The 26917-nt window shown below is 62.4% G+C and carries 29 protein-coding genes; 11 read left to right on the plus strand and 18 right to left on the minus strand.

Annotated features, from left to right (window positions below; translation table 11 throughout):
* Window positions 1-79: 79 nt before the first annotated feature.
* Window positions 80-487 carry a hypothetical protein gene (locus tag ARC39_RS21635; protein WP_068117797.1) on the minus strand — a complete coding sequence of 136 codons (408 nt, stop codon included), beginning with the start codon at window positions 485-487 and terminating at the stop codon, window positions 80-82.
* Between the two features lie 653 nt (window positions 488-1140).
* On the opposite strand from ARC39_RS21635, the gene ARC39_RS21640 reads away from it, so the two are divergent.
* From ARC39_RS21640 to ARC39_RS21685, 8 genes are all read left to right on the plus strand, one after another.
* Complete coding sequence (locus ARC39_RS21640) at window positions 1141-2070, plus strand: DUF2493 domain-containing protein (protein ID WP_068117800.1); 930 nt, start codon at window positions 1141-1143, stop codon at window positions 2068-2070.
* A gap of 1688 nt (window positions 2071-3758) precedes the next feature.
* The gene (locus ARC39_RS21655) at window positions 3759-3965 is read left to right on the plus strand and encodes a hypothetical protein (protein ID WP_068117809.1); all 207 of its coding nucleotides are present in this window, start codon (window positions 3759-3761) and stop codon (window positions 3963-3965) included.
* Window positions 3966-4479: 514 nt separating this feature from the next.
* Complete coding sequence (locus ARC39_RS21660; RefSeq protein WP_068117813.1) at window positions 4480-5073, plus strand: helix-turn-helix domain-containing protein; 594 nt, start codon at window positions 4480-4482, stop codon at window positions 5071-5073.
* Entirely contained in the window at window positions 5060-7387 is a 2328-nt protein-coding gene (locus tag ARC39_RS21665; RefSeq protein WP_068117815.1) for a relaxase/mobilization nuclease domain-containing protein, read from the plus strand. The genes ARC39_RS21660 and ARC39_RS21665 overlap by 14 nt, the downstream gene beginning before the upstream one ends.
* Before the next feature lie 8 nt (window positions 7388-7395).
* Window positions 7396-9387, plus strand: a complete 1992-nt coding sequence (locus tag ARC39_RS21670) for a type IV secretory system conjugative DNA transfer family protein (protein ID WP_068117971.1) — start codon at window positions 7396-7398, stop codon at window positions 9385-9387.
* A gap of 50 nt (window positions 9388-9437) precedes the next feature.
* Entirely contained in the window at window positions 9438-9689 is a 252-nt protein-coding gene (locus ARC39_RS21675) for a type II toxin-antitoxin system ParD family antitoxin (protein ID WP_068117974.1), read from the plus strand.
* Window positions 9679-9981, plus strand: coding sequence for a type II toxin-antitoxin system RelE/ParE family toxin (locus ARC39_RS21680; protein ID WP_068117818.1), 303 nt, complete (start codon window positions 9679-9681; stop codon window positions 9979-9981). Before ARC39_RS21675 ends, ARC39_RS21680 begins: the two co-directional genes overlap by 11 nt.
* A gap of 158 nt (window positions 9982-10139) precedes the next feature.
* Window positions 10140-10526 (plus strand): hypothetical protein, encoded by a 387-nt coding sequence (locus ARC39_RS21685; protein WP_236545340.1) that lies wholly within the window; start codon window positions 10140-10142, stop codon window positions 10524-10526.
* A 117-nt stretch (window positions 10527-10643) separates the two neighbouring features.
* On the opposite strand, the gene ARC39_RS21690 is transcribed toward ARC39_RS21685, so the two are convergent.
* From ARC39_RS21690 to ARC39_RS21755, 15 genes are all read right to left on the minus strand, one after another.
* Complete coding sequence (locus ARC39_RS21690) at window positions 10644-11723, minus strand: TrbL/VirB6 family protein (RefSeq protein ID WP_068117822.1); 1080 nt, start codon at window positions 11721-11723, stop codon at window positions 10644-10646.
* Between the two features lie 6 nt (window positions 11724-11729).
* Entirely contained in the window at window positions 11730-12002 is a 273-nt protein-coding gene (locus ARC39_RS21695; protein ID WP_236545342.1) for a hypothetical protein, read from the minus strand.
* 121 nt (window positions 12003-12123) lie between these two features.
* On the minus strand, window positions 12124-12318 hold the full coding sequence (locus ARC39_RS21700) for a hypothetical protein (RefSeq protein ID WP_068117824.1): 195 nt from the start codon (window positions 12316-12318) through the stop codon (window positions 12124-12126).
* Between the two features lie 2 nt (window positions 12319-12320).
* A complete protein-coding gene (locus ARC39_RS21705) occupies window positions 12321-13304 on the minus strand; it encodes an ATPase, T2SS/T4P/T4SS family (RefSeq protein ID WP_068117827.1) in 984 nt (327 codons plus the stop codon).
* Window positions 13305-13309: 5 nt separating this feature from the next.
* The gene (locus ARC39_RS21710; protein ID WP_068117831.1) at window positions 13310-14683 is read right to left on the minus strand and encodes a TraB/TrbI/VirB10 family type IV secretion system protein; all 1374 of its coding nucleotides are present in this window, start codon (window positions 14681-14683) and stop codon (window positions 13310-13312) included.
* The gene (locus ARC39_RS21715; RefSeq protein WP_149866519.1) at window positions 14680-15366 is read right to left on the minus strand and encodes a TrbG/VirB9 family P-type conjugative transfer protein; all 687 of its coding nucleotides are present in this window, start codon (window positions 15364-15366) and stop codon (window positions 14680-14682) included. Before ARC39_RS21715 ends, ARC39_RS21710 begins: the two co-directional genes overlap by 4 nt.
* Window positions 15367-15377: 11 nt before the next feature.
* Entirely contained in the window at window positions 15378-16031 is a 654-nt protein-coding gene (locus ARC39_RS21720) for a VirB8 family type IV secretion system protein (RefSeq protein WP_068117834.1), read from the minus strand.
* Between the two features lie 16 nt (window positions 16032-16047).
* Entirely contained in the window at window positions 16048-16863 is an 816-nt protein-coding gene (locus ARC39_RS21725) for a type IV secretion system protein (protein WP_068117836.1), read from the minus strand.
* A complete protein-coding gene (locus tag ARC39_RS21730) occupies window positions 16863-18017 on the minus strand; it encodes a lytic transglycosylase domain-containing protein (RefSeq protein WP_201455788.1) in 1155 nt (384 codons plus the stop codon). Before ARC39_RS21730 ends, ARC39_RS21725 begins: the two co-directional genes overlap by 1 nt.
* A complete protein-coding gene (locus tag ARC39_RS26045) occupies window positions 18007-18174 on the minus strand; it encodes a hypothetical protein (RefSeq protein ID WP_201455789.1) in 168 nt (55 codons plus the stop codon). Before ARC39_RS26045 ends, ARC39_RS21730 begins: the two co-directional genes overlap by 11 nt.
* Entirely contained in the window at window positions 18171-20546 is a 2376-nt protein-coding gene (locus ARC39_RS21735; RefSeq protein WP_068117839.1) for a VirB4 family type IV secretion/conjugal transfer ATPase, read from the minus strand. Before ARC39_RS21735 ends, ARC39_RS26045 begins: the two co-directional genes overlap by 4 nt.
* A complete protein-coding gene (locus tag ARC39_RS21740; protein WP_068117843.1) occupies window positions 20536-20814 on the minus strand; it encodes a VirB3 family type IV secretion system protein in 279 nt (92 codons plus the stop codon). The genes ARC39_RS21735 and ARC39_RS21740 overlap by 11 nt, the downstream gene beginning before the upstream one ends.
* 3 nt (window positions 20815-20817) lie before the next feature.
* Window positions 20818-21114: a TrbC/VirB2 family protein gene (locus ARC39_RS21745; RefSeq protein ID WP_068117844.1), complete on the minus strand. Its 297-nt coding sequence runs from the start codon at window positions 21112-21114 to the stop codon at window positions 20818-20820.
* Complete coding sequence (locus tag ARC39_RS21750) at window positions 21111-21725, minus strand: lytic transglycosylase domain-containing protein (protein ID WP_068117847.1); 615 nt, start codon at window positions 21723-21725, stop codon at window positions 21111-21113. Before ARC39_RS21750 ends, ARC39_RS21745 begins: the two co-directional genes overlap by 4 nt.
* Window positions 21726-21783: 58 nt before the next feature.
* Window positions 21784-22122: a hypothetical protein gene (locus ARC39_RS21755; RefSeq protein WP_068117850.1), complete on the minus strand. Its 339-nt coding sequence runs from the start codon at window positions 22120-22122 to the stop codon at window positions 21784-21786.
* Window positions 22123-22326: 204 nt separating this feature from the next.
* Here ARC39_RS21755 and ARC39_RS21760 point away from each other — a divergent pair, with 204 nt between their 5' ends.
* Window positions 22327-22587 (plus strand): hypothetical protein, encoded by a 261-nt coding sequence (locus tag ARC39_RS21760; RefSeq protein ID WP_068117986.1) that lies wholly within the window; start codon window positions 22327-22329, stop codon window positions 22585-22587.
* Between the two features lie 65 nt (window positions 22588-22652).
* Here the strand turns inward: ARC39_RS21760 and ARC39_RS21765 are convergent, their stop codons facing one another.
* Window positions 22653-23660, minus strand: coding sequence for an alpha/beta hydrolase family protein (locus ARC39_RS21765; RefSeq protein WP_068117853.1), 1008 nt, complete (start codon window positions 23658-23660; stop codon window positions 22653-22655).
* Window positions 23650-25464 (minus strand): RcgA family putative transporter, encoded by a 1815-nt coding sequence (locus ARC39_RS21770; RefSeq protein WP_236545345.1) that lies wholly within the window; start codon window positions 25462-25464, stop codon window positions 23650-23652. The genes ARC39_RS21765 and ARC39_RS21770 overlap by 11 nt, the downstream gene beginning before the upstream one ends.
* On the opposite strand from ARC39_RS21770, the gene ARC39_RS25720 reads away from it, so the two are divergent.
* Together ARC39_RS25720 and ARC39_RS21780 are read left to right on the plus strand one after the other, a co-directional pair.
* Window positions 25464-25907 (plus strand): hypothetical protein, encoded by a 444-nt coding sequence (locus ARC39_RS25720; protein WP_149866510.1) that lies wholly within the window; start codon window positions 25464-25466, stop codon window positions 25905-25907. The genes ARC39_RS21770 and ARC39_RS25720 overlap by 1 nt on opposite strands.
* A 368-nt stretch (window positions 25908-26275) precedes the next feature.
* Entirely contained in the window at window positions 26276-26869 is a 594-nt protein-coding gene (locus ARC39_RS21780) for a hypothetical protein (RefSeq protein WP_149866511.1), read from the plus strand.
* The last annotated feature ends 48 nt before the right edge of the window (window positions 26870-26917 follow it).

Consider the following 26917-nt stretch of genomic DNA (forward strand, 5'->3'; position numbering starts at 1 on the left):
CACCCTACCCGTGGGGTGGAAAACCTGTCAACGCGAAGTGGCAGGTTTCGCGCTGTTTTCGGTTCGTTGGGTAACGATTTCAAGCGTAATCGCCCGGCCAATACGGGTCAACGTCCATCCCGGAGGGCGCGTCGCCGTCGATGTAAATTCCATTGTGCCCGCCGACCGCGTCCACGATCGCATCAGAGATCGTCCATTTCAGATCGGGAACCCAGAGCCTGTCTTTCACGGTCACGGTGTAGGTCGCGCCGGCTTTGGTGTCGCACCAGATGGTTGCGAGGCGCCGGGACATGAGTTCGGGCATGGCAGCGACGATGCGCTTCATATCCTCCAACTCGCGAAGGACCGCCCATCTGCTCTCAAGCTGCACCCCCTTGTAGGTGAAGCCCGACACCGGTGCCTTCTGCCCGGACGCCGCCCGGTCTATCTCGTTTTGCCGGTGAAGGGCTTCCGCCAGGTTTGGCGGCATTTCGATGCCATCAACCATGGCTCGGCCTCCTGTTTGTTCCCATCTTGTTCCGGACGGTCTGATTGCGCAATCGAAACATGACGGTTCTGAACGCTTATGAAGCCCGCGACGTTGAACGTGGCGCCCCCTGCCTTTCAGCCTCCCCCGCTCGGCTGCGCGTGTCGCGGTGGAGATATCGGCCCCTGGCCGATCGCGCATTCGGCCATGCGGCCTCACCGCGGCGCAGCACCCGGCATCCCGCTTTGCCCGTCTCGCGAGCACGTCGCTCCCCGGCCGCTCTGCCGGATTGCGCTCTGGTCTGTTTTGGCCGGAGGCCAAAACCATCCCGCCGCTCCATCCGTCTCCCGCGTCCGGTCGCGCCGTTTGCCTGCTCGCGTCGGGCAAACCTGCCGTCAAAACACACACACATGAGTGCGGAAGCATATCCTCCGGATGGCCCCCAAATCAGCCCGCCTCAAGGATCGCAAAACTTTTCGGCGAGGGCGGCGGGGGTTGGGGGCGTCGGTCCAGTGTTTGATGGCGCGCCTGTGGTGAGCGACGCACCCGGAAAACTTTTGCGCCCGGCAAGCCGGCGGCTGCGCCGTCCCTGACCCGGGCAGATTCGGAAACCAGGCATTCGGCCATGCCACCACACTCACGTGGTGGTTCCCCGAACATCTGGAGACACTGACATGGCTTACGAGAACGCGAACGCCTACGAGACCATCGAACTTTTCGGCCTGACGGAGAAGGACGCGGAGCTGCCGATCCCCGAGGATCACATCCTGACCGACAGCATCATCCGCGAGAGCTTCGAGGCGCTGCTCGGCCAGCTGCGCGGCACCGGTCTCGAGACCGAGATCGAACCGCTGGCGCACGGTCTCGCCACCATCCTGCAGCGCCGCAAGGTCGCCTTGGCGAAGGAGCTGGACCGGACGGCCGACAAGATCGGTGCCGTGGCAAAATCGCACGACGGATCGGAGATCGCGGAGACCGCGCTCGAAGAGGCGCAGGCCCGCTTCCTGCAGCTGAGAGAGATCGTCGGCGCCATCGAAGTGATGAGCGAGGCGGCGGCGGAATGCTACGAGGTCGAGACCGGTCACGCCTTCATCCCGGCCGCGGGATCCCGGGCAAGCCTTCGCGCCCAGGAGACCGGAGCCATCTTCGAGGCAAGGCAGCTCCTGGAGCAGCATGATCGGGAGACCGCCGCGAAGTCGAAAGTCGAGGGGGTTCCCCTGATCGTCTCGGGCGCCACGGACTGGACCGATATCGACGTCATCTTCTCGACGCTCGACAAGGTTCGGGAGCGGATCAGGCAGAACCGCAATCAGGAGATCTTCCTCTGCCACAAGGGCGGCAAGCATGGCGCCGAGATGATCGCGGCCCGGTGGGCCCGGGTGCGCGGTGTCGCGCAGGCGCGTTTCGATCCGCGCTGGTCCGCACATGGGCGGGCGGCACCGTTCAAATGCAACGACGAGATGCTGGACGACAAGTTCGCCGCGACCGGGGTCGTGCTCTTCGGCGGCAACGGGGTGGCACTGAACCTCGGGCAGAAGGCCGAGGCGAAGGGGCTGACGGTCATGCGGGTCGCGGACCCGGCGAAGAAGACCGCCGAAGCGTGAATTGAGAGGGTCGCCTTCGGGCGGCCCTTTTGTCGTTTTCACGGGCCTGTCCGCAAACTGACGGCCTCCGCCGCCCGGCTGCGCATGTTGCGGTGGAGATATCGGCCTTTGGCCAATCGCGCATTCGGCCAAGGTCCTCACCGCGGCGCAGCGCCCGGCATCCCGGTTTGCCCGCCTCGCGAGCACGTCGCTCCCCGGCCGCTTCGCCGGATTGCGCTCCGGTCTGTTTTGGCCAGAGGCCAAAACGATCCCGCCGCTCCATCCGTCTCCCGCGTCCGGTCACGCCGTTTGCCTGCTCGCGTCGGGCAAACCTGCCGTCAATCACACACACATGAGCGCGGAAGCATATCCTTCGGATGGCCCCCGAATCCCCCCGCGTCAAGGATCGCAAAACTTTTCGGTGAGGGCGGGGTGCGTGGGCAGGTCAGTCCAGTGCGCGCCGTCGCGCTGGCGGCGGCGGCGCGCCTCGAAAACTTTTGCGCCCGGCAAGCCGGCGGCTGCGCCGTCCCTGACCCGGACAGATTCGGTGAACCAGACATTCGGCCATGCCACCACACTCACGTGGTGGTCCCCGAACATCTGGAGACGAGATCATGGCTTACGAGACCAAGACCGAGGACGACCTTTGCCGACATTGTGACCGCATACGCACTAGGCAGCCTGGAACGGCCGCCGGGAGGGACCATCACGATGATGGCGGTTATACCGTCCCCTGCACCGCCTGCGGCAAAGACGCGTTACGGACCGACTGGGAAACCATCGATGGCGGGAGCGTCAACTTTCACTGGCGGGAGGTCTGCACGCATTGCGGGCATGTCAGCGAGTCTCTCTTCGCCTGAACGTCACGGGTCATCAGGCGGCTCCGTCGCCCGGTGACCCTCGACTTTTCACCCGTATGTGAGACGACTGCGACACCATCCACAAGAGCAGCCCCGCCCGGCCCCTGGCCGGGCGGGGCTGCTCCGCTTTTCAACTGGCCATTGTCCCTCGGTCAGATGCAGATGACATGATGGTCGGCGGTCATCGGGTTTCCGTCATGACGGGCCCCTGCCGGCGGTTGCACCGCCGTCACCGCGCTCGCAGGTTCCGGCCGTGCCGGCCTCCACCCGGAACACGAGACTTCTGCCACGCTGAGCGGCATACCCCGGCGGCGGTCTCCTTGCGGAGCCAGCCGGCGGGGTTGCCCTCATGCGCGCCAGCAATCCCGCGATCCGCCCATCCGGGTGCAGATCGCTGGGGCGGGCGCAGCGCGTCGACCGCGCCACCCGACGACGTCGACCCGTCCGGGCCGACAACCCTGCTGTCAGACCCGAGGCTGTATCACCGCACCGGATCGCGAGACCGCGATCGGGAAGCCTAGCTTGAGGCTGAAGATCGCGACTGTGCCGATCGGGCGTACGCGAACCATCCCGCCGCCACGTTGGATGAGAGCGGCGCGGACATGGTCATGTCTGACATAACTCGACAGGACCGAAAGCGGCAGAGGAGCGGGGTGCACATTTGGGTCTCCCCTCTTTGCTCATAGATGTGGATCGCACGGGGTCGGGCGGTCCGTGCCCTCCGCTTCGCTCCGGCAAACACAAATACGGTTTCCACGCGCGGGGCGCGCGGACCCTCCGCATTTGCGTTTGCGGACCTCCCTTGTCCCCCGTGCCGGTCGATCCCCATCGCAAAGAGGAGAGACCCAAATGACGAACCACTACGTCGCCACCGTTCCCGTCAAATTCACCGACAGCGACGGCAAGGAACGCACCCGCTTCCAGCGCGTCGGCGCGATGTTCCGCAACACCCGCAACGGGGACGGCTCGGAGTTCTTCAGCCTCAAGCTCGACTTCCCGGTCGCGGTCCAGGAGCTGGTGATGTTCCCGCCGAGCTCGAAGGAACCGCAGGAGTAATCCGCCTCAAAGATGGGCCGCCCACGGGCGGCCCTTTCCCCGTTCCGGGGAAGGCGTCAGGACCGAAAGCGGTCCTGACGGGGGATAAGAGAGATCGCCTGGAACAGGTCTGCCGGCCAGCCTCAAGGGGGCCATCCGGAATAACAGTCGGGCTGAAGCCCGCCGGTTTTTCCGGCAGAGATTTGGGTGCCCAAATCTGGCCGCCCTTGACCCTGTCCGTCAGCCCCGTTGGCGCAGGTCCTGCCCCGCCCCTCGCTTCCGTCCGAACAAATGCGTGTTCGGCCAGACCCTCGGGCGCGGGCATGACAGAAGGCGGCCGGTGTGCGGTTGGAGATGGTCGGGTTTTCTGGGCCCTTCGGGCCGGGCCTCGCACCCGCGGTGCTCGGCCAGAAGCGGAATTCAAGGTCGCCTGGAGGCAATCTACGATAATATTGCATTGACCGTGAAATATAGCTTCGTATGATGGGGGCGACCTTGAATGAAGGTGGCAGGAAATAGGGGGGCTTTCTTCCGCATGACCCGGACCAGGAGACTGACAGAGCTCGAGAGGGCGGAGATCGTCCGTGAGGCCGCGGACGGGGTCTCGACATCGGAGTTGGCGGAACGGTTCGGTGTCACGGCTCGAGCGGTGCGCTATACCCTGAAAGCGGACGCGGATCGCCAGCGGGATGCGGCCGTGGCCACGGCCGCGGTGACGGTGAAGCTGACGCCAGAAGAGCTCGAGGCGCTGGATGAGGTCCTGGCCGCGGCCGGGATCGAGACCCGCACGGAAGGGCTCAGAAGACTGATCCAGGCGGCGGGCGGAACCTTCGTTCCGGACGCGCAGCTGGCGGGTGAACTGGCTCGGTTCAGGGCCTCGCTTCACGAGGTCGGCAACGGCGTCGTGCAAATCGCCAAGCAGATGGTGAAGGCCAACCGGGCGGGGCAGGGGGAAGGCTCCGCACCGAACGCAGAGTTGTCCGAATTGCGCCTCGCGCAGATGCGTGGGCTGGCGCGGTTCATCCTCGATTCCGCTGACGAGATCGACCTGCTTTTGCGTCGTCGCCGGGACGCGATGCAGCTATCCGCGACCGCCGCGCTGAGGGAGTTCGCCCATGCGGCTGAATGATGCCGTCCATGACGTCACTGGCGAGATCTTCCGGGATGGCTGGAGTCGCATCCGGGGCTCGATGCAGGGGCTGCAGGCGTCCCGGCAGAGGCAGCTCGTGCGGGCGGCTGCGGGCCACCGGGCGGCGGTCTTCAAGGCGATCCGGGGCGGGGGTACGCATACGAAATCCCAGCTGATGAACCAGCTCGATTACCTCACCACGAAGTCCTCTCATATCGTCGACTCGAGCGGTTTCCTGGACGGGAAGACCAGGCTCGAGGCGACGGAGATCAAGGACCTGACCGAGCGCTTCGCGAAGCGCTGGAGTGCGGGGTTCAAGCCCAAGCTCGGGCAGACCACCCACATGCTCATGTCCTATCCGATCGGCACGCGGGGCGAGGATGTGCGCGACATCACCGCCAATGTGGCGGAGCGGTTCTTCCAGACCGAGGAGGGGCATTTCGACTACATCATCGCGGTGCATGAGGACCGGGATCATCCCCACGCGCATATAGTATTGAACCGCCGGTCTCAGGAGGGAGAGTTCTTCTTCCTGGGCCGTGACCACCGGTTCAACTACGACGATTTCCGCCTCGCAATGGTCGAGGAGGCGGAGAAGTTCGGCGTGCGCCTCGAGGCCACAAGGCGACTCGACCGGGGTGTCGTCCACTACCCGGCCAGAACCCGTGAGGTCTACGCCGCCAGGGAAGAGGGGCGGGTTGCGGAACCCCGTCCACGGGTCGGCGCGGATCTCGATCGGGCCCTCGAAGAGATCGCAAACACCCGGATCGTCTATCATTCGCTCGCAGTGGAGGCCTCCTCCGACAATCGCGAGGACATCGCCAATGCGCTCTTCCAGTCCGGAGAGCTCCTGGCGAGGGGCGGCAAACTTGCCTCTGAAGGAGGGGTCTACATGGCCGAGGAACAGACATTCGAAGACCTGCGCACCCGCTACGCCGATCAGGTCGCACGCGTCCAGGGCATGATCGAGGAAAAGCCGGAGGCGGAGCGGCCGCGTCTCGAGCGGAGCCTCAACGAGATCCAGACGCGGCTGGCGCATATGCAGCCGCTGGGGCTCCGGTCCGTCACACTGACCGAGAAGCCCTCGGAGGGCGGGGTCTATTCCGAGACCAATATCGATGCGGCCCGGCTCGACCGCTTGCGGGACCCCGAGGTGCGGGCGCAGGTCGATACGGCACTTCGGGGAACCGGGATCAGTTCGTCCGTGGTGGTCGCGCGGATGGAGACGGGCGCGCAGAACGCCGCGCTGGAGCGGCAATGGATCGCCGACGATCTGGCGCGGGTGGCCGAGAGGGACGGTCTCAACCTCGAGCGTCGCGCGGATCTGGAGACGGCGCGCGAGACGCTCAACCGGGCCCATGTGCAGCTCGGCGTCGCGCTGGAGCGGGCAGGGGTCCTGCGCGAGGACGGTGTCGTGGAGGATCGTGCCGTGACGGAGAGGGTCCACTATCACCGGGACGCCGCTGAGGACATGGAGCGCACGATCCGCCAGGACATGCGCTCGGAAGGCCTGACCGAGGACCAGATCGAGGCGCGGGAGTGGGAGATCGCCTCCCGCGCGGAGCGGCGTATCGAGGAGGAGCAACGCAGCTACCTGGAGGCGCATCCGGAACTTCTCGCCCGGCCCGGCGACGTGATCGACCGGTCCGAACCCTTCAGGGAGCACATCACCGACGAGGCCCGGGCCCGCGAGATCACCCGCGAAGTCGACCGGATCATGGAAGGTCGCGACGCGCGGACCCCCGTTGCGGATGCCGTCACGGACGAGTTCCGCGCGCGCTATCCCGATATGCCGTCGCATCTCGCCCGCGGGCTTGGCGCGACCTATGCGGCCGTCACCGATCTGCGCGACACCGAGGCCCTCAACCAGGTCCGCCGCGAAAACGAGTTGCGGGAGGTGGCGCTCGACCTCCGCGAGGGGCGGCTTTCGGACGCGCGCGAGGGAGAAGCTGTCGAGGGCGCGCCGATTGCCGATCCGGACATCCGACGGGTCGTCGACCATGAGCGGGCCGGCAATCTGCATTTGCCGTTCCTGGATGACGGTCAGCGACTGGCCTACCGCGACGCCGTCGAGCGCGAGCTCGACGCGGCGCAGATCGAGCGGCTCCGGGACGGGGATGTCGACGTGCTGAAGACCCAGATCGAAGACCATCTCGACAGGCTATACGCCGCCAAGACCTACCTGCAGTCGGATGCGGTGACCGCCAACAGCGAGGCGACTCGCGCCGTGGTCGAGGAGATCGCCGACCGCGAGTTCGAACTTCACCGCGCCGATCTTGTCGACGGCAAGGCCGAGCGCGGGGAGACCCACTGATGGGAGGGGTGGGGAAGGGCCGCCTTGCCGTCGGCGTGGTGCTGGTCACGCTTGTCGCCATCGCCATCGGCTATGTCATCGCCTCGGCAGTCGTGACCTTTCGCAATCTCGGCTTTCGGGCGGAGATCGACTTCTTCTATATCGCGCAGAACTACCGGGCGATCGGTGCCATCCGTCCCGACGACTTCCGCCTGATCAACCTGATCATGGGCGGGGCGGGGGTGGCGGGCCTCATGATGAGCCTTGCGATGTCGGGATCGGCCCTCACCCGCTTCGGCTACACCCACTGGCAGACCCGCCGCGAGATGAAGCGGAACGGCTTCTTCGGCGCGCCGGGCACGGGTTTTGTGATCGGCAAGCTCGGCAAGCCCGGATCGCGTGCGCCGTTCCTCTGCTCCCGGACCTTTCCGCATGCGCTGATCGTGGCCCCGACCGGGCGCGGCAAGACCACCGGTTTTGTCATCCCGAACCTGCTGACCTGGCAGGGCTCAGCCGTCGTGCTCGATGTGAAGGGCGAATGTTTCGAGGCCTCGGCGCGCCACCGGGCGGCGCAGGGCGACGCGGTGTTCCGGTTTGCCCCGACCGATTGGGAGGACAGGCGGACGCATCGCTACAACCCGCTTCTCAGGATCTACGAGCTCAAGGACCCTGCGCGCCAGCAGATGGAACTGCTGCTCCTCGCCACGCTCTTCCTGCAGAACGACAACGACCGGGTGCAGGGCCTTCTGAAGGGCGGGATCGATCTTTTCGTCGCCGCCGGTCTCCTGGCCTTCCAGCGCCGCAGGCCGACGCTCGGGGAGATCTACCGCATCGCCGCCTCGGGCGGGCAGAAGCAGAAGGAATATCTCGCGCGCGCCCACGAGGTCCACAATGCGGCGGCGCGGCTGATATTCACGCGGCTGGCCTCAACCAACAACGACACGCTGACCTCCTATGTCTCGCTCCTGATGACCTCGGGTCTCGATCAGTGGCAGAACCCGGCGATCGATGACGCAACGGCGACCTCAGACTTCGACTTCCGGACGATCCGCAAGAAACCCTTCAGCGTCTACCTCGTCGTCCAGCCCCTGATGGTGAAACCGCTGGCGCCGCTGATCCGGCTGTTCTTTTCCGATCTCCTCTCCGCGCTGCAGGACAAGGAGCCGGGCCCCGACGAGTCCTGGCCGGTCATGATCATGCTCGACGAGTTCAACCGGCTCGGAAAGATGCCGATCGTGGCCGAGAGCATCGAGGTGCTGCGCCATTACCGCGGGCATCTGGCGGTCGTCACCCAGACCATCCCGGCCATCGACGAGATCTACGGCGAGAACACTCGCCGCGCGCTGCAGGGCAACGCCGGGATCAAGCTCTACCTGACGCCCTCGGACGAGAAGACCGTCGAGGAGTTGAGCAAGGCGGTCGGCAAGACCACGAAGACCGTGGTCACGCGCTCCCGCGCGGTCGGGAAGAACCCGTTCGAGGGCCGCATCCAGTCTGAGCGGACGGAAGAAGTCTCGCTCCTGCCCGAGGACGAGGCACGGCGCCTGCCGCTCGACGAAATCGTCGTCGTCGTGGACGCCCAGATGCCGGTCCGGGCCAAGCGCGTGGTGTATTTCGAGGACCCGTTCTTCAAGGGCATCCATGCCGCGCAGGAGGGAGAGCTGCCGTTCCCGACGGGGCCGGTCCCTCCGATGGGGGAACTGCCCCTGAGCGTGAGGGCGATGCCAACGGCGCCGCGTGGGTCAGGCCTGTCGGAACGCGATTTCGAGGCCAGATTGGGGCTAACAGACTCCGGAGGGAATGCCCCCATTGATCCCGGCCCGGCTCAAGCACATCGGCGCGTCCGCGCCGCAGTCCTCGCGGACGATCAGCGGCAGTTCGAGATGGAGTTCGGGCGGCAGGATGCGCTCAAGCTCGATGACCCGACCGAGCGGGATGTCGAGCGGGTCGAGGAGGCGCTTGGCGATCTGGACAGGATGGAAAGTGAACTTTCGGCGGCACCGTCGCACGCCCGGAGTTGAATTCCGCGGAATACGCATATATCCTCTTTTTGCGTATTTCGGAGGTGAACATGGCAAGCACCAGCGTGACACTCGGCCCGCATTGGGACCAATTCATCGCCCTGATGCTGAAGGAGGGCCGGTACGGGTCGACCAGCGAGTTGATCCGTGCCTCGCTGCGTCTCATGGAAGAGCAGGAGGGGCAGCGTGCCCGGCTGCGCGTCGCCCTGATGGAGGGCAAGGACTCCGGCGACGCGGGACCGCTGGACATGGCCACGATCAAACGCGAGGCGCGGGCCAGGTCCGGTACAGATGGCGCGTGAGATCCGGCTCAGTGAAGCCGCCAGAACCGATCTCATCGACATCTGGGCGGAAACATCCCGCAAATGGGGTTCCGACCAGGCGGACAGGTATCTTGACGACATCGAACATTCCCTGAACGGATTGCTCGACAATCCGCTGAACGGAACGGACTGTTCGGATCTCTTGCCGGGATGCAGGCGGCTGATCACCGGCCGCCACCTTGCGTTCTACGAGGTCGGTGGCGCCGCGATCTTCGTGATCCGGGTCCTGCATCAGTCCATGGATGTGCCGCGACATTTGAGGGATCGGTGACGGCAGCGGCATTCCGGTTGGCCGAGGGAAGAAAACGCGCGACGTGATCGAACGAACCTCGGGACGCCAACATTCGCCAACCTGAGGCATGGCAGGATTTTCCGGATGCCATGCCATGATTTGGCAAAGGCAAGACTCCTGCATCGGATTGTTATGGTGTGCAGTATGATATATTGATCGCGATGTATCAACGCGAGTGTTTCGAGATGACTGCTACCGGCCACGACCTGTTGTCCTACAGAGGCAAGATCCTGTCTCTCATCACGATCGACGGCGTGAAGGATTGGATCGCCAAAAGGGTCGGGTTCCAATGTGCCTATGACCTGGTCGGCTTTACGACAGATCGGAAGCCGAGATACCGCTGCATCTACGTCTTGAACGAAAGCTCCGAGGCGTTCGTTCTGGTCACGACTCGCGTCGGGAAAAACGGCGCGGAGGTCCGGCTGTTCAACATCTGGCCGGGGCTGTTCAGGCATCACGACGAATTCGGCGATGGCCGCAGGCTGTGTTTCGACCGGGAGTTTGGATTGACCTTCATTCCCTGACACAGCACGGCGCTACCGATCCAGGCCCGTTCAGTCGCTTGCCGCAATCGCTGCCGGCGGAAAAGGTTTGGCCCGCGAACAGCCTGTTCCCGCCAGACTTACTTCTTCTTGTCAGCGCTACCGTCGGCCCAGCCTGCTCAGACGGGCCAACTGAGCCATCATCTTTGCGCCGGTCCCGGGCGGGACCGATCCGGGGGAAACGGGTGTATTCTGGTTGACACCTGGCCTTTGCGGCATCGTCTGTACTCCAAAAAACTGCCTGGCGCGGAGCGCAGCGTACTCTGCCCCACTCGCTCCGCCAATAAGGTACCGGTTGTAGGCCTGCTGGCTTCCGCCGAGCGCCCTGCCAAACCCGTAGGCGCCACCCATCCCTGCCGAAAGCGCAGGCATCATGATGTTTCCTGAAATCGCCCTGACGATGAAGGGCGTCGCGATGATGAAGCCCTTGGCCATCAGTACCATCATGAAGAATGGGATAAGGGCGCCGATGTTCGAAGCCCCCTCCGGGTCACCGAGCTCTCCGATGAGTGCCGAACTGACGCCTGTGATTGTCGCGAACACGCCTGCGACGACGATCGGATAGAGCGCGAAGGAGACCAGCGCCGAGAGCCAGCGCGCGAAATAGTCCTTTGTCACCTCGAAGAGGGTCAGGAAGATCATTACCGGCGCGATGCCGATCAGGAGAGCGATCATCAGCCGGGATGCGACCAGAATAAAGGCAGCAAGCCCGCCCAGGATAGAAAGCAACAGGACGCCCAGGACGTCAAGCAACGCGCCGGCCATCCAGTTCAGTTCAGAACCGGCCGCGTTCAGGTATTCGCCGAGCTCGGCGATCAGCCGATCGAATTCTTCGGCGAAGGTGCCGCTGGGACCCGGCGTCCCGCCGCCGACCGACGCGACCAGCGATCCGGCGATGCTGTCAATGCCGTTCAGGATTGCGGAGGAGAAGGCGTTAAACTGCACCCAATTTGTTGCGAACACCCCTATAAGCCCGACCTTCACCGCGAGCCAGAAAGCGGTTCGTCCATCCATGGATCGGTATTGGTAGATCATGTTGACGCAGACCAGAATGACCACAAGCGTCGTTCCGAGAACCAGAATCGTGCCGACTGTCGCCGCCACCGCGCCGAACTGCGTCTCTGCGGCAGAATCCAGGTAGCCCTGGGAGGTTTCAACGAAGTAGGTGACGACGCTCATGACCCGTTACCAGTTGCCCTCGGTCTCGCAGATCGTCATCGCGTCAGGCCTCAACGCGTTGGCGCGCCGGTTGTAGGTGTCCGAGGCTTCCAGCATTTCCCATCGTTCGGTTGTGGCGAAACGCTCCCGAAATTCCGTTTCCGCCGCCTCCCAGGACGGGAAGCGTGTGTCGCAGGAGCAGAATCCGGTTTCGACGATGCGTTCGAGGTTCTGAGCACGGTATATGTCCTGCACGAGGACACGTTTGTAAGCCTCTCGCAGGTGATGTTCTGCATCCACTCAGGCTCAGCGGGCTGATCGATGCAGACATCCGACGCGCTGTCGAGAGAGGGGACGAGGTCGCGTTCGGCGGCAGCCGGAAACCCCGCAACGGTGATCGAGATGCAAAGCAAGGCGGTTCTCATTTTGCGCCAGCTCCTTCTGCAATCTCACGCTTGAGAAACGCGGTGTGGCCAAGGTGCGCAAACTCGGACGTGCTGACGGACACGACCTCCCATCCATCCCGACCGCGGGCGTTCAGGTCTTCCTGCATCTCGATCAGGCTGGTCTTCTTGTCCATCGGATAGGAGGTGATCTGGTATTCAAACCGCTTCATGCTCAGTGCCTTTCCTGCAATCCCGTGCCGGGAAGATAAAATTCGGTGATGCCGCGGGCACCGTCTTCACGGCCCGCCTGGATGATCACGTCGATGGAGTTCTCGATATATTGGATCATGTCCGCATAGGTCATCGGGATCTCGGTCTTGAGCGCGGCAATGGCGAGGCGTTGAACGGCAAGCTGCGGCGTCTCGGCATGAAGCGTGGTCATGGATCCACCATGGCCGGTGTTGATCGCCTCAAGGAAGGTCATGGCCTCCTTGCCGCGTACCTCGCCGAGGATGATTCGGTCGGGCCGCATGCGCAGCGTCGCGGTGAGCAACACATCAGCCGTTTGGTATTCTGTATCGCGGTTGGCGATGAGCGTCACCGTATTCGGCTGATGGGGAAGGAGTTCCGCGGCCTCCTCTATGGTGACGATGCGTTCATCGGCGGGCACGTGGGAGAGGATCTTGCGGGCGGCTACGGTCTTGCCGGTGGATGTGCCGCCGGAGACGATCATGTTGAGCTTGTTTTCCACGCAGAAGGCCAGCGCATCATCGATCACGCCTGAGGCCACGACCTCGCGCAGCTCTCGCGTCTTCTCGAGGCGCAACTCTTCGAGCCTGCGTTCCTTGCCATAGAGGAAACCCAGTTCGATCCCATCGAGCGGCAGGCTGGAAAAGAAGCGCAGGCAGATCGACATGGCCGAGAGCACGGCGGGCGGGGTGATGACCTGCGCGCGGATCGGCCGGTCCCGATAGGTGATCGAGACCGAGACGATGGGTCGGTCCTTGCTCATGGAGGTATTGGCCGCCGAGGCGATCTGGTTGCCGAGATCCCGCACCTCGGTTGCCGTCAATGTCGAGTCCAGCACCCGCATGAAATGATCGCCCTGGAACTCGCCCCAGCAGGTTCCGTCCGGATTGATGCAGATCTCGATGACGTCGTCGCGGGCGGCATCTTCGATGCGGTCGAGCGAGGTCTGGAGATAGCTCAGGGACATGGGGCTCAGAAGATCTCCAGATCGCGGTCGACCATGACCGTGACGCGTGCGCCCTGATCGACATAGATGACGGGGCCGATGGAGAGGTAGTCGTCGATCACGCTGTTGGTGGCGTCGGCGAAATCACTGCCGACATCGCGCAGGACGACGGCTGCGGTCTCGTCGCCCACTTCGACGGAGGCCGCCCTGGGGATGGCGGAGATCAGCGAGATGAGCGCGGCCGAGCCGAAGCGTTGGGCAAACCGCGTGTCGACAAATCCGGGCGCACCGGAGCGGCCGAGTTCATCTCCACCAAAGGAGCTGATCTGGATGGTCTGATTGTCCGGTAAAACGATCCGGTCCCAGGCGATAGTGACACGGCGTTCGGCGATATCCAGCCCCGAGCGATAGCGACCGATCAGGCGTGCGCCGCGCGGGATCAGAAGCCGCGTGCCATCGAAGCTGTAGACATCCTCGGAAACCATGGCGCGGGTCTGGCCGGGCAGGGAGCTGTCGAGTGCGGTTTCCATAACGGCCTGAATCATCGTGCCCTGGACGATGGTATTCGAGGGATTGGCGATCACTTCGGCCTGCGTGACAGAGGCGGGCAGGGCGCCGTTCAGCACGAAATCCGTGACCTCACCGAAGCTGCGTTCGGAAAGCGCGGTCTCACCTGCGCCAGCCGCGCCACCAAAGGCGATGGTGGGCGAATTGATGCGCCGGTCCTGGAAGGCGTGCTCTTCGGCGGCGCGGCGTTCAAGCTCTGCGAGGCGCCGTGCCTCTTCCTCCCGTGCGCGAAGTTCGTCCTCGCTCGGGCCGGTCGGGATGGGCGTCGGTACGGAGCGATTGGCTTCGAGCCGGGCCAGGTCGAGGTCCAGGCGCAATTGCTCGAGCTCGCGATCCCGGCTGGTCAGCTCGTCCCGGAACTGTTGTTGCGCGTCTTCCGAGGCGGCTTGAAGGGCGGCAATCCTGGCGGTCAGCGCATCGATGGCCTCGGCCGCGGCTGTATTTTCCTCGACGATGGTCTCGGGGGCGTTGCGCAATTCCTCGATCTGGGCCTGAAGGGCTTCGATCTGTGCCAGAAGCGCGGCATCGGGTTTCACGGGCTCGGGGGGGACGAGGATCACCTCGGGTTCCGGCGGCTCGGGCGCGGGGAGCGTTTCGATGGCGCCGAACCCGTCGCCCCGGTTCTGGAAGAGATCCGGTGTGGCCGTGGGCAATGCCTCTTCTTCCTCGGGCTGGGAAAGGAGATAAAGCGCCGCCCCACCGGCGACGATCAGCAGGACCACGATCAGAGCCAGGACGGCAGAGCGTCGGGGCGTGGCCGGCGCATTGCGGGCGCGGTTCTTCTCAAGCGCTGCGAGGCGTTTTTCGAGATCTGCATTTGCGGTGTCGCTCATGGTGCGGCCCCCGCAGGTGGCAGTGCCTGGATGCAGACGAGGTCCTCGCCGATCCGGAGCACCCATTGCCTGTTCACCCCGGAGACCCGGATCACACCATCTCCGGTCGTCTGCGTGTTGACCGTCCGCTCCCGCCCGTTGGCATAGCGAAATATCCCCGGGACGGGCGCATTCTTTGGGAACTCGAAATACGTGAACGTGCCGTCATCCCAGGTGCGGGACGGGGTGAACACCATGCGTGCGCTGGCGGCGTAATTGTAGTTGGGCGCCCGGGCGGCAACTGCCTGCTTCTGTCGGGTCCTGTCCTCGGGGTAACGGAACTGCACGACATAGAAGGTCGGGCTGCGGGTTTCCTGGACGTTGAAGTAATAGCTTCGACGGTTGGTATAGACGGTGACATTGGTATGAACCCCGCGCGCGATAGGCTTGATTGCGAAGGCCTGGCCGCCGGGGACACCATCGATCTCGAAACCTTCGGTGTCTCCGGCGATGATCGAGCGTATGCTTTCGCCCTGGCCGAACTCGACCGTGGTGACATGGGTGAGCGAGACGCTGAGGCGGTAGACCTGGCCCTCCTGATAGGTGGCCAGCCGCACCCGGTGATCATTGGGTCCCCCGCGCGGGATCGACTCGGCCAGTGCCAGCCCGGGCAACAGGGCAAACAGAAGCGCGCATCTGAACATTATGGACAAGATCAATTCTCCATTCTGTCGGAGCGGATGGAATATTCGAGCACGGTAAAGCCGAAAGGGTTGGTCCAGACCTCGTCGATGGAACGGCGGGTCTCCGGGCGGAACTCGAAAAGCAATGTGGCGGTGAAGAGCCCGGTCTGGACACCATTCAAGGAGGTCAGACGCTTGCGCAGGCGGACGGTGGCACGATTGCTGCCGATCCGGTTGATGGAGAGGATTTCCACGTCGAGCCGGGCATTGGGGCCGTAGGTTTTCGGGGGATAGGCCTCGTTGGCACTGTTCCAGATCTGGCGAAGCCCGGTTTCGGCGAAGCCGTCGGAGCGGCGCAGCACGCTGCGGATCCGCAGATCGTTGTCGAGCTGGTTATAGACCTCGCGGTCGGTCACATAACGGAAGACCTCCGCCTCGATGATGGCCTGGTTCTCGGTCACGGAGGTGGCGCCGACCGAGACCTCGGGCAGGGCAAAGCCGGTTTCTGGATTGTAGGGCACCACGACAGGGGGCGGATCCACATCGAGGATCGAAACACCCGCGGCACCGAGGCAGCCGAGCATGCCGAAGATCAGGCCGGTCAACCCAAGGCGCTGCCAGAGCCGCTCCCGCCGGAGCGCCCCATAGACCAGTTCCTCTTCGATGATTTCCTGTTCACTCACCACGCGTCATTCCTCGAAATCAATCTGCCCGGAGCTCGGGGAGCGTGAACTCCATGAAACGTTGCTCCTCGGCGATGGTGGCGGCATCGATCACACCGCCCGTGCCGTCGCCCACGGTCTGCACTGCCTCGAGTTGCCACATGGCAACCAGCGCGATGGCCAGTTCCGCCGTGACCCGTGTGTTGAGATCGACGCTTTCCTTCAACTCGTCCATGTCGTCGATTAGCCCCACCAGCCTGTCGACGCGTTCCAGCGACTGGCCGGCATCCTCGTAGCTGTTCTGGGCCGCGGCCGAGACCAGCGCGCCAGTAGTGGCCTGGGTCGCCACGCGGTTCGCACTCGCATTGCCGCTGGTGGCCATTTCCGACAGCGTGTCGTCGTCGAAGCCGAGATCGGCCAGTACCCGGTCCATCTGGGTTTCGATCTCGCCCGCGCCGGAGCCGGAGAGCCGCGAGAAATCGCCTGTCTTGATCGCCTCGATGGTCGCGAGGATGTCGCCGAATTCCTGATCGAGAAGCCCGTTGAGCTCCGCTTCCATTTCGGTGCGGATGATCTCGGGAAGCTCGGCCAGACGAGTGAGCGCTTCATAGGTTTTCTGGAGCTCGGCGAGTTGGTTCTTGAGTGTCTCGAACTGTTCGCGCAGCTGCGTGAGCTGCTCGTTCTGCAGAATCTCGTCTTCGATCATCTGCCGGAGTTGCTGGATGTTCTGGGTGATGTTCTGGGTGTCGACCACCGGCACGCCCTGCGCCGGCGCAGGGGCGGTCGGAATGATAGCAAGACCGATCCCGATCATCGTCGCCCGCGCAGTACGTGAAAACAAGGCTGAAGGACCCATCACTCCACCTCCTCGATTGTGAAATCCATGAATTCTCCCTCGGCCATGCGGGCGGCGGCCTGCGCCAGGTCCTCGGCCGATAGGAGGCGTGTCCGCGCGGCTTTGAGTCGGATACGGGCGCTCACGAGACGGATCAGTTCGGCGCGGGCATATGTGTTGAGGGCCATGCTCTCCTGCACATCCTCGGTTTCGGGGATCCGCTCTACTATGTCGCGGATGCGCAAGGCAGCCTGTCGGATCGCGGCAGGGGAGTTGCTTCCATAGAAGGCGGCGCCATGGCCGGTGAGCGAGAGAGTGGCATTGGCCATGAGTGCCGGGTCGATTGTGCCGAGCGCCTCGATCCCGCCGATGCGGCTGAGGTAGAGATTGTAGCGTGCGGGGATCACGGTGACGTAATGCCGGGTTTCCTCGAATGGGGGCACGCCGCCATATTCGAACACACGGCCGGGGCCCGCGTTATAGGCCGCGAGCGCGTTGATGACATTGCCGTCGAAGGTGCTGAGCTGGGCTGCGAGATAGCGTGCGCCGCCATGCACCTGCAGATAGGGGCTGTCATAATATTCCGGGTTGATGCCAAGATCGCTGGCGGTGCCGGGCATGATCTGGGTGAGACCGAAGGCGCCGACGGGCGAGCGAGCGCCGATGGTGAAGCGGCTTTCCTGCCATATGAGGGCCTGAAGCAGCGCCCGCCACTGGACGGGTGACAGGCCTGCGCGGCCCACACCGGTAAAACCGCTGGTTTCCTGCGCCACGCGAATAATGAGCTCTTCGACGTTTTCCGCGGCATCGCCGAACAGGGCTACGCCGCCGGGATTGGGATCGATCCCGGCACTGCCATAGACCGCTTCTGTCGCGCGATCCGGATCGCCGTTTCCGTCCTCCAGGCCCGCGACCATCGCCGGAAGGCCCCGACCACCGAAGCTTGTCTGGGCATCGAGGATGCGTTGCAGGGTGCCCAGTTGTTCTTGCTCGATCGCGGAGATGGCCTCGCGAGCCAAGAGCTTGTCGGCCTGGAGCGCGAGATCCGCCTCGCGGTCGCCGGTTTCCACGATGTCGCGCGCGGTCAGCCCGCTGTCATCGGTTGGCACACCCTGCGCCAGGGCGAGGACCGGCAGCAGGGAGAGGAGCAGGATATGGGGCAGGTTAGACTTCAACACCGCCCTCCCGCGCGCCAAGGGGTACGAAACTGCAATCGGTTGCGACGGAGGCCGAGGAAGCCAGGTGGGTGAAGCAATTCGCCTTCGGCTCGTGATGTTGGCTGCAGGAGACGAGTGTGCCGAGCGCGGCGAGCAGGATGAGGATGCGGGTCATGGTTCTCTCCAGAAATTGGGTCGGTCCCGGTAATCGGCGCCCACCAGCGCCTCGCCCTTCTCCATGCCGCCGAGGATGGTGAGATTGCGCCCCAAGGCAATGAGATCGGCATCGACCACGATCGAGCCCTGATCGTCGCGAATGAGCGCAAGGCGGCTGTCGCTGCCGGTGTTCAGCAGCACGTCGAGTTCCTTCTCGAAGAGGTTGAGCATCGCGTAGTCGCCAGGCTGCGCGCGGATATTGGGCAGCAGGATCTGCGTTGGCACGGCTTCGACGATGGTCTTGCCGGTCCGGGTGCGCTCGAGCTGGCTGGCATATTGCGTCATCATCACCGCGACGGTGTTCTGCTTGCGCGCCGTCACCAGCCAGTTCGACAACCGCTCGGCGAAATAGGCGTTGTCGAGCGCCTTCCAGGCCTCGTCGATAATGATGATCGTCGGGCGGCGGTCCTCGATCTCGCGTTCGACCCTGCGGAAGAGATAGGAGAGCACCGCCATGCGTTCCTTCTCCGCTTCGCTGTCGAGAATGCCGGTGAGATCGAAGCCGACCACATCCCCCTCCAGCGAGAAGGTATCCTCGAGCGTCTGCCCGAAGATCCAGCCGTAGCGGCCCTCTTCGGTCCATTCGAGCAGGCGCTGGTGCAGATCGCCGCCATCATCGGTGGAAACATAGAGCGACGCGAAATCCCGCCAGTTCCGCAAGGCAGGGTTGCTGGCCTGGGCGTTCTGGCGCACCACCTCCTGGATGCGGTTGGTCTGCGCAGGCGTGAGCGGCTTGTCGGGGCGATGGAGCAGGGTGGCGAGCCAGTCCGAGAGCCAGGCGGTGCCGCGGCTGTCGGTCTCGGTCCAGAGCGGATTGAGGCCGGTGGGTTGACCGGCTTTCAGCGAGGCATAGCGCCCGCCATTGGCGCGGACCGCCATCTCCATGCCGAGCCGGTAGTCGAAGACGAAGATCCGCGCCCCCGACCTGTGAGCCTGTGTCATGAGGAAGGCGGAGAGCACCGATTTGCCCGAGCCGGGCCGTCCCATGATCAGCGTGTGTCCGCCGGTGGGCTCTTTCTCCGGGCTCCCCTGCTCGTGATAGGAAAACCGGTAGGCGCTCTGTTCCGGGGTGGGGAACATGGTGATGACCTTGCCCCAGGGTGTCTTCTCGGCAGGCTTGCCCAACTGCGTCCGATGGAACGCCGCGAAATCCGCGAAATTGCGATTGGTGATCGCACTGGCGCGCACACGCTTGGGCTGGTTGCCGGGATGCTGGCTGAGATAATGCGCCTTTGCGGCGGCCCGCTCCCCGATCATCTTGACGCCTTCGGCCGCGGCCGCGTTGACGATTTCGGCGCTGAGGGTTTGCAACTCATCCAGCGTGTCGCAGAAGATCGTCACTACCATGTGATGTTCGCCGAAACTCTGGCGTTTGGCCTCGAGATCGTCGGCGGCGATATCGAGCGCTTCCAGCAGCGAGAGGGCTGCGTCCTGCGAGGCCTGCATCTGACGCTTTTGCCGCTTGATCCGGCCGGCCATGAGGTTTGAGTTGATCGGCGTGAAGGAATGCGTGACGATCATGTCGACCGGCAGGTTCAGCATGTCGAACATGGTGCAGGAGGTTCGTTCGGAATACTCGCCGATGGTGAAGCTCTTGCCGAAACGATGGCCCACGACACCTTCGGAGAGCTCGAAGTGATCGCCCAGGAAGGTCACCCGGGTATTGGCCACGTTGAAGGACAGGAACCCGTAGGTGCTGGCGGGATAGAGCGGCAGTTCCTGACCCGTGTTGAGTGCACCCAGAAAGCCGACCAACTCGCCGCTTCTGGCGGAGAGGATGCGGGGGGCGAGCTCCGTCAGCCCCGAGAGGAAGACATTGACTGCCTCGCCCAGGCGGCGCAGGCGCTTTTGGGTTTCCTCCCGAAAGCGCTCTGGTGCGCTGCGGTTCGCGAAGGGCAGAAAGCTCCTCCGCGGCGGCCGATGGATGATTGTCAGCGTCAGGGTCTTGTCGCGCAGCCCGCTGGTTTCCAGCTTGCGGCGCCAGAGGCGATCCACCTCGGCGGCAAAGCTCTTCTCTTGCACCGGTTCCAGTTCCGGCGCGATCGCCTTGGAGACCTTGTGAGCGTAGTAGCTGAACTCCGGCCCGAGTTGGGCCACGATCCGGGCAAAGAGCGCCGTGAGTTTGTCGAGATAGGCATCATCCGTCGTATAGCTGTTGACTCCGCCGAGGCGGATGCATTGGAAAAGTTCATTCGCCCGTGTTCGCACCGTTCGGTCATCGACCAGGCTAACGTAAGGAAGCATATGCGCGAGCCGGGTTTCGCGCGCATACCAGTCCGGCGTCAGGCTGCGGGGATCGAGCGTTTCGTCCAGGGCTTCATTAGGGCGCATAGCTGTCCCCGCCATGCACCTGTCGGTTGCGCGTCGGAGGTGTCTCCTGCAGGGCTGTCATCATCACGTCGATGAAGCGCGGATCCCAGTCGGCGGCCTTCCAGAGCAGCGGATAGGCGAGGGCGGCTATGCCCAACACCACGATATGCTGGATCCAAACGAAGAGCAGCACCGAGCCGAAGAGCCAGACCATGGCATACATGATCGGCAGGCCCAGAAGCTTGGGCGGGCGCACGAGGCCGAGAAAAAGGGGAGAGCGCTCGGCCATGGGTTACGGCCCACCGGAGAAGACTGCGGCAACGATGGTCGGGGCGGCGGCGACGCCGGCTATGCCCACGAGGACCCAGAGCGCCTGGCGCAGATCGATGATGTTGAAGAACCAGCTCAGGAAGACCCCGAGCACCGCGAGCGTGGCGATGACGACGCCGAGCGGACCGGTCAAGGCGTCCACGATGCCCTGCAGGAGGTTCTGGATCGGCGAGAGATCGATGCTCTGGGCGAGTGCGGGTCCTGCCGCGAGCAGCATCAGCGCCAGGGCTGTTGCGAAGAGGGATGTGGGGAACTTCATGAATTTGATCCTTCCAAACGGGCAACCACGGCCATGACGCGGGCCACGTGGTTCCGGGTTTCTCGAAAAGGGGGAATGCCGTCATGTTCGCGCACGGCGTCGGGGCCAGCGTTATAGGCGGCAAGCGCAAGGCGCGGATTGCCGAAGGTCTGCAGCATCATCGCGAGGTAGCGCGCCGAGCCGTCGAGGTTTTGCATCGGGTCGCGCGGATCGACGCCGAGGTCGCTCGCGGTGGCCGGCATGAGCTGTCCGAGACCGATGGCTCCGGCACTGGAGATGGCATCCTGGCGGTAGGCACTCTCCACCTCGATATTGGCGCGGTAGAGAGTCAGCCAGTCCGTGACGGAGAGCTCCGAACGGCGCAGGCCGGGATGGCTGGCATAGCGCAGGCCCGTGGCCTCGATGGCGGCGAGAAGTTCGGCGCGAGGAATGGGAACAGAAGGGGCGCGTGACGTGGTCCCTCGATTCTCGCGTGCTGCCTCGGGTTTTCCGAAGATCGCGAGCTCATTTTCCGCCGAGCCCTGGCCGACACCGTCATTGTAGTTCCGTGCAAAGCTGCTCTGAGATCTCGACGGCGACAGCGAGCCGTCGTTTCCCATGACCAGCACCATCTGTGAGGATGCAGGACTGGCCAGAAGCCCAATGAGGAGAAGGCTAGTTGCCGCCGCCCTATTCGGACGCAACAAGTTTGTGCGATGTCGACTGGCCTTCCACCAGCGGCACATCGGCATGGACAAAGCCGATTCCGATGAGGAAGGAGACCACACCGGTGATCGTCTTGAACTCACGGATCCTGATGTCGTTATTCGTGGTCCGCGTGCGTGCGGTGACCAGAAGTTTTTCCACGCCGTCGTCGGAGACGACTCGCATGACCCAGACCCCGTAATAGCTCGGGCCCTTCTTGTGCGCAGATGCCTGGCACAGGATTTCAGCGCTATGGCCGCTTTCCACGAGTTCGCGGAATCTGGCTTCCGTGACCACATTCGGTGCTTCGATGTCCCAGCTCATGGCCCGGTTCACGCTTTCTTCAAAGACGTAACGTCAGGGCGTTCCTACTTGAAGCCCAGAGTTACGATAGTATATTATTGTCCGCAAGTTATAATAATGGGACTCAAAGCGATTTTTCGCTCACAGGATGGATAAACCTTACACATGCAGTTGATCAAGAATGGTGGGGGCGTAGGCGCCTGTCGGTTGCGCCGCCTTCGGAGCGTGCAAGTCACGGCGCTGCTTCTGTTATTGGCCGGTGCAGCCAACGCCGAATCCTGCCAGGCGCCGGCCCGGCCGTTCGTTCCGAGCGATCCTCGAGTTGCGCGAGACTATGGAGACATCATCCGAAGCGATTTCGAGATCTACTTCCAGGATATCCAGGGCTATTTTCGTTGCCTCGACGATGAGCGTGCCCGAGCCTTCGAGGAAGCACGTGAGGTGAGCGAGGAATACGGGCGGTTTCTGGAACAGGTTGAGCAGTAGCAAACGCCCATTGTGGCGGCGCGCCGGTGATTGCAGAGGCCGCAGGTAGACCTGATTGGTATCCCTCAATCGCCAGGCTTGAGGAGTTTTGCCACACTGATTCCGGCGCAGAGGATGTAGGGCGGTATGGACAACGAATAGTGACCACAGTTCAATCCGAGGATACCGGGCCGGGCCCCGCTGTCCTGCAGTTTTCTCACCAGGCTTTGAGAATTCTCCGGCAGCACCACTTTGTCCCGCTTGGCCAGCACCATCTGGATTTCGAAATCTGTCCGGGCCAACCGATGCACATAGTTCTCCAGGTTGAGCGGAGCCCAGGCGCGTCTCAGTGTTTCCAGGTCGATCTCAGGCGCAAGACTGTCGCGTATCGACCGGGTCGCGCGACCGGTCCAGACCATGTCGGCAAGACTTCCGCCCGTCAGAAGCAACGCTGCCTTCGACACCGATGGATCATGTGCCGCGACCAGCCCCGCAACCCAGGACCCCAGACTCATTCCGAGTACGGAGATCTCTTTGTATCCGTCGCTCTTCAACCACCTTATGAGCTTTCGCCCATCCAGGACCGCCTGTCTCACGGACTGGATCGTCAGGCCCAGATTCGGACTGAGCATAGAGTCGGCATGCAAGGATCCCGGACGGCTACGCTCGAAATGATAGGGCATCGCAATCTCGAAAACCGTGATCCCGCGCCGCGAAAAAAACCTTGCAAGCTGGCGATACCGTTTACTTGCATTCCAGTGGTGAAAGACAACCAGCGCCTGATCGCGCGAACCGCATTCGGTGACCTTTGCCCAGACGGAGTTGTTTTCCTCAACCTCTGTGGAAATACTCGATGGAAACTTGATCCATCCATCCTTGTTTTCCGGCCTGAGAGCGGATCGATCCGGTTCTTCAAAAAACGTCTTGTCCGCAACGGCCAGGTTTGCAAGGGCACAAAAATCGGCAATGCTCTCCATGCGCCCTGCGCCTGGAAAGGCGAGTTCCGACCCCAGAGCGAAGTCGGTTACATCTTTGACATCATCTCCTCGCTTTGCCCGTCGTTCATCCCAGCGATCCAGCCAACTATGGTACACCTTGGCGATCTCCCTGGTCGTTGGTTTGTCGCCTGCCAAACTCTGGATCGAACAGGCCGTAAATCGCCAGCAATAGCCCAATGCCCAGCAAGACCGAAAATCCGGGAAAGGCTCCAACAGACATGTAGGTAGCGGCGAGCAAAGCAATGATCGCGGTCATGAAAGGTATCGATCCTCGGCGCGGGAGTTTTCCGACAACCGAGTGGCGTCTCCAGACAGCCTGGACACGGACAGAACCATGAAAGAACACCACACATGCGGCCATCGCGACAAGAAGACTGCTGAAATGCGTAGGCCGGATGTGGGAGTTTCCGTCATTCAAGCCATTTCCTACACCGGTTCCCGGAGCAAAGTTGCTGTACAGCCAATCAAAAACGTTAGGGTTGTTCGACGCCAGATAGGCGCTTTGGAGCTTCATGCTTATGGCGATAAGGAGTGCCAGAACAGTACAGCGAAAAATCGACCGCATTATCCTGGTTCCGACATCGATGGCGCTGAAATCACCCGTCAGATTCGGGCGATGTGTCGACGAGTCGCTGATCTCCCAGTAATCCTGGGCCAATGAATAGAGCAAGATGAAGCCTGCGAAGAAAAGGTAGAAGAAAACGCTCATGTAAAGGTATGCGAGACCTGTGAATGTGATCGACCCTCCCACGGATACTTTTTCGGGGCTCACAACGGCGATGGTGCCCCAATCGATGACGTAGTCTGCGGTATCTCCTGTCATCAGCGGGATCAGATTTCTTGCAACCCACTGCAGCAGACCGGCGAAGAGAATACAGATCAGGAAAACCACCCAGTAGGTGACAGAATAGGCATCGACCTTCCGCGCCCAGCTGTTTTCGCATTCTTCTGTCAGTGAAGGCCGGCCGGCCGTCTTCCAGAACGCCAGCAACTCCACGACGAACGCGAAGTACAGTGGCAGGAACAACATGAAAACGAGGGTCCAGTTTGCCGTCCAAAGGAACCCAACCTGTTTAACCTGGCCATCCGCCTGGATGTAGTTGACGCTGTGAATGCCAAGAAAATATGAGACAAACCCAAGTGCAACCGCACCTGCGAACACCGAGGCCGCTAGATCCAGCGGAGAACCGCGACCGAATATCGCTTCCGATTTCGCCGCCAGACCGAACCGTCGCCTTGGCTCGCTCACGTCGGTGTCCTGGCTTAACTCAGCCGGTAGCTCCCCTTCACTTCTGAGGGCAACACGCGCGTCACCATCCGAAGGAAGCTGGCCGTCGCCGTTTTTCGACTTCTTGCGCTGTGCTCGCCTTTTTGCCACCAACCGCGATTGAGCCGCGCTGAGTTCCGTCTGCCACTTGCTGGTCGCTTCCGGGTCGTTGCACCCGAATATTCTTGCCAGCCAGCGAATATTCTCTGGACTGATGCCTTTGTCGTTGTCCTGAAACCAAAGCTGAACCGTTCGTAGCTCGATCCCGGATTTATTGGCGTCAATCTGCGAGATCGCCGCCGCAAGGAGTTCGGGCGTCCAGGGCCCCATTGGAATCCCGTGCTTGTCCACCGGCCGACCCGCGCCGGCCGCGGCAAGCCGCCTGAGCAGCTCCTTGAGATCGCTACCGTCATCTGACGGCGGAACATAATATTTGTCACGTTTTATCAAAGCAGTATCGAAAATGATTTCGTTCGGTTTCGCCGACTTTCGCACCATATCGTGATTTTTTCCCGCATCAAGGTGCACCTGTGGGCCGAACGATTCGGCGGCTGATGACGCGTGGTGCGCCTTTGGCGTCCGCCCACGGAAGATGAAGAAATCAGGAGCAACGGTTTGGTGGCAGGCAATCAATGGAGAAATTCGGGGAAGCGTGGCAGCGGCAGGATCAGGCTCTCGAGGTCTGTGGTGATGCCGCCAACGCTGCCTTGTGCCACATCAATCGACAAGATGGACACCGGCTTGATCGTACCAGCCGTGGTTGGCGAAGATCATCATGTCTCCCGGATAACAGGATCGGAGTGACTCTAAACGTGTCTCTGGAAAAGAAAGAAGCAACGTGTATTGCACGTCTGCTCGCGAAAAATGGCACGCGTATCGTCGGATGGGTGTATCTCTGGAACACCTCTGAGCTTTCGCTTTTCTGGAAAGATCGGAAGGCGGAAACAGAATTTATAGATCCCCCCATTCATCCTGAAACGCTGACGAATGCCAAGGGCGCAACGCCAGTTGAAGTGATGAGGTTTCTTGATGAGCTGCCGGCGGTCGCGCCTGAAGGTTCAATTTCGAAGCCGTAGCGTTTCGACAGAAGTGTCTCCGAAATCCCATATCAACCCTGGCAAGGGAGAAATTGCAGTACATGATATCTTTGGTTTGGACCCCCGCCGGAAGTAAGGCGAAACCGATCAACCAGCCTGGCGGGCCCGTCATCGGAGCAAAGCGATCTATTTCTCGGATGATTGGATCTGGCAAAAGGTTCCACTCGATCCATTCGGCTGCGCGATCCACATTGGTCTCGGTACCCTGCGCGCGGACCAGTTCCGAGCCGACAAGTTGGGTTTCGTTTTCCCCCGGCGCCGAAATGTCTGTCAGGCTATTGGAGTATTTGGCAGAACGAACGACGAAAAAGAATGGTACCGTGAGGCTCAACCTGTCGAAGTCTTGTTTGGATGTTCTGATCGCAGAGCGTCGGGCGGGATACAGGGCACGGGTTGCGTCGCGTAAAGCATTGAAGGCTTTGGCCCTCTGGTCCTTCGCCTCTCTGCCAACCAACGCGTCAGCCTATGACATGGACTGCAAGGTCATCCTCTGCCTCGCCGGCGGTTTCCCGGCCGCCTGTTCCGATGCCTATGCCTATATGATCTCGCGTTTGACCCGGACGCCGCCGCTGCCGCCCTTTGGCTATTGTGAGATGTCTAGCGGTGGCGTCTACACCGCGTTCGATGTTTCAGCTCGCTTCATCGGCAGCCATGAGAGCTCTGGCTACATCTGTCCAGAGGGGAGTAATCTGGAACATATTCCTGCCGACGAGGACGGAACCCAGGAAGAGTGGTTTTGCTACACGCATGTGGGAACGGAACGGTACCGCGAAGATGGCGATTGGTACGAGAAAACCGTCTACTACGGCAAAACCACTCCAAACCGGGTCAACTACCAGATACGGATCACTGTCGAGCCGGGAACCGCGCAGGCCTATTCAAGTCCGACCTACCGGATCAATCTGGGGACAGGCTTCGTAGATCCGCCGACCGGATGGTAAGGTAGAAGAGATTACATAAAACGAATTATCGGTACATGGTTTGTAGCT

Origin of the sequence: Tropicimonas marinistellae (genome assembly GCF_001509585.1) — a bacterium.
Lineage (GTDB): Bacteria > Pseudomonadota > Alphaproteobacteria > Rhodobacterales > Rhodobacteraceae > Tropicimonas > Tropicimonas marinistellae.

Bases quoted from the DNA above. Each gene is read 5' to 3' on its own strand.
- ARC39_RS21635 (WP_068117797.1), bottom strand. From the start codon at position 487: ATGGTTGATGGCATCGAAATGCCGCCAAACCTGGCGGAAGCCCTTCAC.
- ARC39_RS21640 (WP_068117800.1), top strand. From the start codon at position 1,141: ATGGCTTACGAGAACGCGAACGCCTACGAGACCATCGAACTTTTCGGC.
- ARC39_RS21655 (WP_068117809.1), top strand. From the start codon at position 3,759: ATGACGAACCACTACGTCGCCACCGTTCCCGTCAAATTCACCGACAGC.
- ARC39_RS21660 (WP_068117813.1), top strand. From the start codon at position 4,480: ATGACCCGGACCAGGAGACTGACAGAGCTCGAGAGGGCGGAGATCGTC.
- ARC39_RS21665 (WP_068117815.1), top strand. From the start codon at position 5,060: ATGCGGCTGAATGATGCCGTCCATGACGTCACTGGCGAGATCTTCCGG.
- ARC39_RS21675 (WP_068117974.1), top strand. From the start codon at position 9,438: ATGGCAAGCACCAGCGTGACACTCGGCCCGCATTGGGACCAATTCATC.
- ARC39_RS21680 (WP_068117818.1), top strand. From the start codon at position 9,679: ATGGCGCGTGAGATCCGGCTCAGTGAAGCCGCCAGAACCGATCTCATC.
- ARC39_RS21690 (WP_068117822.1), bottom strand. From the start codon at position 11,723: ATGAGCGTCGTCACCTACTTCGTTGAAACCTCCCAGGGCTACCTGGAT.
- ARC39_RS21700 (WP_068117824.1), bottom strand. From the start codon at position 12,318: ATGAAGCGGTTTGAATACCAGATCACCTCCTATCCGATGGACAAGAAG.
- ARC39_RS21705 (WP_068117827.1), bottom strand. From the start codon at position 13,304: ATGTCCCTGAGCTATCTCCAGACCTCGCTCGACCGCATCGAAGATGCC.
- ARC39_RS21710 (WP_068117831.1), bottom strand. From the start codon at position 14,683: ATGAGCGACACCGCAAATGCAGATCTCGAAAAACGCCTCGCAGCGCTT.
- ARC39_RS21715 (WP_149866519.1), bottom strand. From the start codon at position 15,366: ATGTTCAGATGCGCGCTTCTGTTTGCCCTGTTGCCCGGGCTGGCACTG.
- ARC39_RS21725 (WP_068117836.1), bottom strand. From the start codon at position 16,863: ATGGGTCCTTCAGCCTTGTTTTCACGTACTGCGCGGGCGACGATGATC.
- ARC39_RS26045 (WP_201455789.1), bottom strand. From the start codon at position 18,174: ATGACCCGCATCCTCATCCTGCTCGCCGCGCTCGGCACACTCGTCTCC.
- ARC39_RS21735 (WP_068117839.1), bottom strand. From the start codon at position 20,546: ATGCGCCCTAATGAAGCCCTGGACGAAACGCTCGATCCCCGCAGCCTG.
- ARC39_RS21740 (WP_068117843.1), bottom strand. From the start codon at position 20,814: ATGGCCGAGCGCTCTCCCCTTTTTCTCGGCCTCGTGCGCCCGCCCAAG.
- ARC39_RS21745 (WP_068117844.1), bottom strand. From the start codon at position 21,114: ATGAAGTTCCCCACATCCCTCTTCGCAACAGCCCTGGCGCTGATGCTG.
- ARC39_RS21750 (WP_068117847.1), bottom strand. From the start codon at position 21,725: ATGGTGCTGGTCATGGGAAACGACGGCTCGCTGTCGCCGTCGAGATCT.
- ARC39_RS21755 (WP_068117850.1), bottom strand. From the start codon at position 22,122: ATGAGCTGGGACATCGAAGCACCGAATGTGGTCACGGAAGCCAGATTC.
- ARC39_RS25720 (WP_149866510.1), top strand. From the start codon at position 25,464: ATGGAGAAATTCGGGGAAGCGTGGCAGCGGCAGGATCAGGCTCTCGAG.